This window comes from bacterium, assembly GCA_040755795.1.
Lineage (GTDB): Bacteria > UBA9089 > CG2-30-40-21 > CG2-30-40-21 > SBAY01 > JBFLXS01.
The window spans coordinates 1-5,506 of record JBFLXS010000270.1 but is presented as its reverse complement, the minus strand read 5'-3'; the positions used below and the strand labels follow the sequence as shown (position 1 = coordinate 5,506).

Below are 5,506 nucleotides of genomic sequence, written 5' to 3'. Positions count from 1 at the left end.
TAAGGTGTAGAGTTATAGAGATAAGTCGTAGAGTCTTTTCTTAAGTAAAAAAATAAAAAAAAGCTTGACACTTTACATAACAGACACAGAGACGCAGAGAAAAAAATTAAAATCTATTCACCAGAGACAGAAATTTCCTTTTTTTGTGCATTTCGGGTCTTTCGTTGTTTATTAATCTTTTGTAACACTTTAGCCATCTGAAACTTGTGTAAGTAAGGAGAAAGGGAGAAAAAGGGAAATTGGAGAAATATTCATCTTTCTCTAATTCTATCCTTCTTACATCAATCTTAGAATCTGCTTCTCTCCATTTCTCCATATTCTCCTCTTTTCCTTTGTTACACTTCATTTGAGTAAATAGTTTCGTTAAGTCAATATTGTATCAACGAAAATAGATTATAATCTTTTAGTTTCTCCCTGCCGTGCAAAAATGCCAATTCGACAATAAATGCCAGTGCCACAACCTTACCCCCTGCTTTTTCTACTAATTTACACATCGCCTTTGCTGTTCCACCTGTGGCTAACAGGTCATCTATAATCAATACCTCTTGTCCACTCTCAACAGCATCTTCATGCATTTCTATGGTGTCGATTCCATACTCTAATTCATAAGAAACAGAGGTAGTTTTATAAGGTAATTTACCTGGTTTACGCATTGGCACAAATCCTACCCCTAATTTATAGGCAACTGGTGCTCCAACGATAAATCCCCTTGCCTCTACCCCAACCACAACATCTACCTTATGTTTTTTATACCTATCTACTATTGTATCAATAGCTTGAGCAAAGGCATTTTTGTCCTTCCATAGCGGCGTAATGTCTTTGAAGATTATACCTTCTTTTGGAAAATCAGGTATATCCCGAATGTAACTCTTTAAATCCTGCATTTTTTACCTCCTTGTAATTGGTAATTGGTAACTGGTAACTGGTAATTGGTAATTGGTAATTGGTAACTGGTAACTGGTAATTGGTAACTGGTAACTGGTAATTGGTAACTGGTAACTGGTAATTGGTAATTGGTAATTGGTAACTGGTAACTGGTAACTGGTAATTGGTAACTGGTAACTGGTAATTGGTAACTGGTAACTGGTAACTGGTAATTGGTAATTGGTAATTGGTAATTGGTAACTGGTAATTAGTTACCATTTACCAGTTATCCCATCTTCGGGCATTTTAATAGTAATCTCCTTGAGTAAATAATATAAATCTTCACGAAAGGTTTTCTTTTCAATCTTGTTTTTTAAATCTTCACCACAGGAAGCAATAATTCGAAAAACTACCCTGTCTTGTAAGATTTGAAGTATTTTTGCTTGCGTGCTCAAGTCAATCTCATCGATATTATTCACGAATAAAGTTGCCTGTTCCCATTTGCCTGTTGATAATATTAGTTCTAAATCTTCAACCTTTGCCTTAATAAAAGACTGACCACTTTTGTGACTTTGCAGATGAATCATATGAGCAACTACCTCACAATCAGAATTAGACTTACCTTGAATCAGGACATTAAAATTTGTTGTTGCGGCTCTTGAAATTTTCTTGCGTAATTCCTCAATTTCTTTACTATCACCTTTAATATCATATACCTTACTTAGAATCTGTTTTAGATTTTTATTTTCTTGTTTTAGTTGATTATTTTCCTGTTCTAATATTCGTAATCGTAAGATATTTTTCACTGTTGCTAAGATTTTTCCCTTTATCAATGGTTTTTCGATAAAGTCAATTGCCCCTGTTTTAAGTGAGTCAACGACAGTTTCTATCTCTGCCTGCCCGGAAATCATAATTACAGGCAAGTTGTTTTTAATGACTCCAATCTGTTTTAATACCTCCCCCCCCTTCATTTTAGGTAACCAGACATCTAAGATAACTAAATCTATTTTAAGTTCTTTTATCTTTTGTAAGGCATCCTCGCCGTCTTTGGCGCTGACAACGACATATCCATCATCTTCTAAAATCATAGATAATGTCTCGCGGATACTCCGTTCATCATCTACGACTAATACCTTTGGCTGAATCATCTGTTATCCCCCTGCTGAATCTTATTATACCATAACTATACCTCTCTTTGTCAAATGTTTTTTTATTTGACATCTGGACATCAAAGTGTTATACTTTTTTCACTCAGGGTTTAGTATGTATGAAAAAAGATGGTATCGCGAGTTAATTAAAGGAGATAATTTAGTCAGTTTTGATGTCCAGATAGAGGAAACTGACCTTTCAGTGATGGCAGATAAAGACTTAAGGCGAGAGGTAGCAAGATTAATCTTAAGAATCCGTGAAAGGATAAAGAAATATATTACCACTGACCCCAATTTTAAAAGAAGTCTTATTCCCTGTGAAGTCCCTCACTATGCCCCAAAGATAGTCAGGGAAATGGCCTGGGCAGGAAAAGTAGCTGGAGTAGGACCAATGGCCGCTGTTGCGGGTGCTATTGCTGAATATGTAGGAAAAGGGATATTGAAATATTCTAAAGAAGTAATTGTTGAAAATGGAGGCGATATTTTTATAAAAACCATCCGTAAAAGAAAAATAGGGATATTCGCCGGCCTATCCCCACTCAGCAACAAAATAGCCATAGAAATAGATACAAACGACACACCACTGGGCATTTGCACCTCATCCGGAACCGTCGGTCCTTCGTTAAGTTTTGGTCAAGCAGATGCCGTGGTAGTCTTATCTTATTCGACTTCATTAGCCGATGCAGGCGCCACCGCCATTGGTAATTTAGTTAAAAAGAAAGATGATATTGAACCAGCCATTGAGTTTGCCAAAACTATTGAGGGAATTAAAGGAGTTATTATCATTAAAGACAAAAATTTGGGAGTCTGGGGAGATATAAAACTTAGGTAGCCGTTCAGATAGTAATTCACCGCAGAGACGCAGAGGAACAGAGAAGATATAGAAATAAAATAACGTAACATTTTAGCCATCTGAAGTGAAATTCAGGTAATCAGTTATCGGTCATCAGGTTATCGGTAAAGGGAAAAGATCAATTGGTTGTTACCGATTACCTGATTACCGATTACCTTGCACTTCATTCGGGTAAATAGTTACAATGAATTTTAATCTTCTTCTCTGCGTCTCTGTGGTGAACAATTACAAAAAGATGTTAAAATTTATTCTAATCACAATCATTATTTTAAATAGTGTCCCCAGTTGGGCAAAAACATCGCCAACATTAATTAAATGGTTTGGGCAATCTGTTTCTAAATCTACCACCGCCTACCAGAATATCATTTTATCTGACCGTAAAATCATTACCACCAGATATTTAAAAGGGATTGAAATATGGCAACAAGATGATAAAGGTAGCTGGACTATTGTGCCTCATACCGGCCTTCCTTCAGACGGTTCTTATCAAGGATTAGCCATTGGTGATGTCAATCAAGATGGTAAATTGGATATAATTGCTACCCTGAGTAATTCCGGGATTAGTCTCTGGTTGGGTGAGGATAATTTAAAATGGAATAAAATCTCAACCAATCTTCCTCGAATTAACTCCTATTTTGGAGTTGAGGTCGCTGATTTGAATTCAGATGGTTCTATGGACATAGTTTCTGCATCTCAATTCGGAATAAAGGTTTGGGCAGGAGATGGAACAGGTAAAAATTGGATTCCTCAAAATCATGGTCTGCCAGATTATAAGTATTACTATAAAGTTGTAATTACGGATTTTAACAGGGATGGTAAATTAGATATAGTTGCCACGAATAACGATGGAGGTGGTGTAAAAGCCTGGCGAGGAAATGGTCAGGGGAAATGGATGAATACCTCAAATGGACTTCCTGGTTATGGAAATTACTACGGGTTAGCCACTTCGGATGTAAATTTAGATGGCAAGTTAGATATAATTGCAGGTAGTAGTAAGAATGGACCTGGGATTTGGCTGGGAGATGGCAATGGAAATTGGTCAGATTCTGCTAAATCACCTCTTAAAACAAGGGCTGTTTTTAGTCTTTTTGCTTATGATTTTAATTTAGATGGTTATCCAGATATTGCCGCAGGAACTGATGAGGGAATTAAAGTCTGGGTAGGAGATGGTCAAGGTAACTGGCAACTTGCATCGTCAGGACTACCAACTGAAAATTTCTATCAGGGACTTGCTGTCGGGGATATTAATTTAGATGGAAGACCAGACATCATTGGGGCTAATTCTGCTGGTATTCAACTCTGTCTATCAAATCCAGCACCAGTATCATTACTTGGCTGGATAGGACAGATAGGATATACCACAGATGGACTTCAACCTGAATATGGCACATCAGGCACGATTTTTACATATAAACTAAATTATATCAATAATCTCCCACCTAAAGAAGGTCATCCAAAGGTAGGCATTTATAAAGGGCAAACCTTAATTGGCACCTATACGATGAAACAAGATAATGGCTTTTACTATTTTGAGACTTGTTTAAAAGAGAAAGGGAGTTATAGTTATCAATTTGAGGCAGAAGATATTGCTGGAAATAAAGCTATCGGCACGCCAATATACCCACAAATGGGTCCTATGGTTGATTCTATTCATCCCCATATCTGGGCACAAAAGACCACCCCTGATACCTCGCACGAACACTATGGTATAGCCATAGCAGATTTCAACTTAGATGGCGTTGCGGATATAGTTTGTGCCACACCCCAAGGTGTGAAGGCATGGATAAGGACCAATAATCATTGGCAACCAGCATCTTTTGGGCTTGATGAAAATAAATTCTATTATGGGGTAGCCCTGGCAGATTTTAATTTAGATGGGAAATTGGACATCGTGGCAACCAGCATTGAAGGATTGGATGTCTGGTTTGGTGATGGTGATGGTAGATGGAATTTTAGCTCGAATGAATTGCCTTCAACCGGTTTTTTCTATGGCGTGATTTGTGGGGACTTTAATTTTGATGGGAAACCAGATATTGTTGCTGGAACTAATGATAATAAAGGTGTGCAAGCCTGGTCAGGCGATGGTAGAGGTAACTGGAAAAACAATTCTAAAGGACTTCCAACAGACGGACACCTTTGTAGCGTTGCCCTGGTTGATTTTAACTCAGATGAAAATCTTGATATTGTCGCTGGTGATTATACGGGAATCAGATTTTTACTCCAGGAAAATATGACTAAATTCAATACCTGTTCAACAATTTATGATTTACCTACTCCGCCAGGCTTTCAGCTGGCTGGTTTACCGGATGTTCTTTTTGGTCGATTTGATGGCATTACTAAAGGATTTGCCGGTGATGGCAGGGGAAACTGGACATATACCTTTACCAATCTTGCCATTGGCGAAGGAATAGAAGTTGAGTAAGTAAAAAGGTAATTGGTGATAGAAAAATTAGGTGGTGTCTTAATCTAGCATAAAGGTTAAAATAGTGTCCGAAAAGGAGATATGGGGATTATGGAGATAGGGAGATATTATTAAAAAAATTGAAATTAGTAGAAACTAATAGAAATTTATGGAAATTTGTTGTTTTCCACAATCAATTTCTACCTATTTCTATAAATTTCAATCTATTTCTATTATCTT

The 5,506-nt window shown here is 37.1% G+C and carries 6 protein-coding genes and 1 pseudogene; 2 read left to right on the top strand and 5 right to left on the bottom strand.

The window, feature by feature from the left end; translation table 11 throughout:
- Nucleotides 1-106: 106 nt before the first annotated feature.
- From AB1414_14470 to AB1414_14450, 5 genes and pseudogenes are all read right to left on the bottom strand, one after another.
- Nucleotides 107-346, bottom strand: a complete 240-nt coding sequence (locus AB1414_14470; GenBank protein MEW6608626.1) for a hypothetical protein — start codon at nt 344-346, stop codon at nt 107-109.
- A 22-nt stretch (nt 347-368) separates the two neighbouring features.
- Nucleotides 369-884, bottom strand: a complete 516-nt coding sequence (locus AB1414_14465; GenBank protein ID MEW6608625.1) for an adenine phosphoribosyltransferase — start codon at nt 882-884, stop codon at nt 369-371.
- Nucleotides 872-937, bottom strand: a complete 66-nt coding sequence (locus AB1414_14460) for a hypothetical protein (protein ID MEW6608624.1) — start codon at nt 935-937, stop codon at nt 872-874. Before AB1414_14460 ends, AB1414_14465 begins: the two co-directional genes overlap by 13 nt.
- A gap of 140 nt (nt 938-1,077) precedes the next feature.
- Nucleotides 1,078-1,143, bottom strand: a pseudogene (locus tag AB1414_14455) (alpha/beta hydrolase).
- Nucleotides 1,137-2,012, bottom strand: a complete 876-nt coding sequence (locus AB1414_14450; GenBank protein ID MEW6608623.1) for a response regulator — start codon at nt 2,010-2,012, stop codon at nt 1,137-1,139. The pseudogene AB1414_14455 and the gene AB1414_14450 overlap by 7 nt, the downstream one beginning before the upstream one ends.
- Before the next feature lie 115 nt (nt 2,013-2,127).
- On the opposite strand from AB1414_14450, the gene AB1414_14445 reads away from it, so the two are divergent.
- Both AB1414_14445 and AB1414_14440 read left to right on the top strand, forming a co-directional pair.
- Nucleotides 2,128-2,844 (top strand): UPF0280 family protein, encoded by a 717-nt coding sequence (locus tag AB1414_14445; protein ID MEW6608622.1) that lies wholly within the window; start codon nt 2,128-2,130, stop codon nt 2,842-2,844.
- Between the two features lie 256 nt (nt 2,845-3,100).
- A complete protein-coding gene (locus AB1414_14440) occupies nt 3,101-5,287 on the top strand; it encodes a VCBS repeat-containing protein (GenBank protein ID MEW6608621.1) in 2,187 nt (728 codons plus the stop codon).
- Nucleotides 5,288-5,506 lie beyond the last annotated feature (219 nt).

Bases quoted from the DNA above. Each gene is read 5' to 3' on its own strand.
- AB1414_14450 (MEW6608623.1), bottom strand. From the start codon at position 2,012: ATGATTCAGCCAAAGGTATTAGTCGTAGATGATGAACGGAGTATCCGC.
- AB1414_14440 (MEW6608621.1), top strand. From the start codon at position 3,101: ATGTTAAAATTTATTCTAATCACAATCATTATTTTAAATAGTGTCCCC.
- AB1414_14465 (MEW6608625.1), bottom strand. From the start codon at position 884: ATGCAGGATTTAAAGAGTTACATTCGGGATATACCTGATTTTCCAAAA.
- AB1414_14445 (MEW6608622.1), top strand. From the start codon at position 2,128: ATGTATGAAAAAAGATGGTATCGCGAGTTAATTAAAGGAGATAATTTA.
- AB1414_14470 (MEW6608626.1), bottom strand. From the start codon at position 346: ATGAAGTGTAACAAAGGAAAAGAGGAGAATATGGAGAAATGGAGAGAA.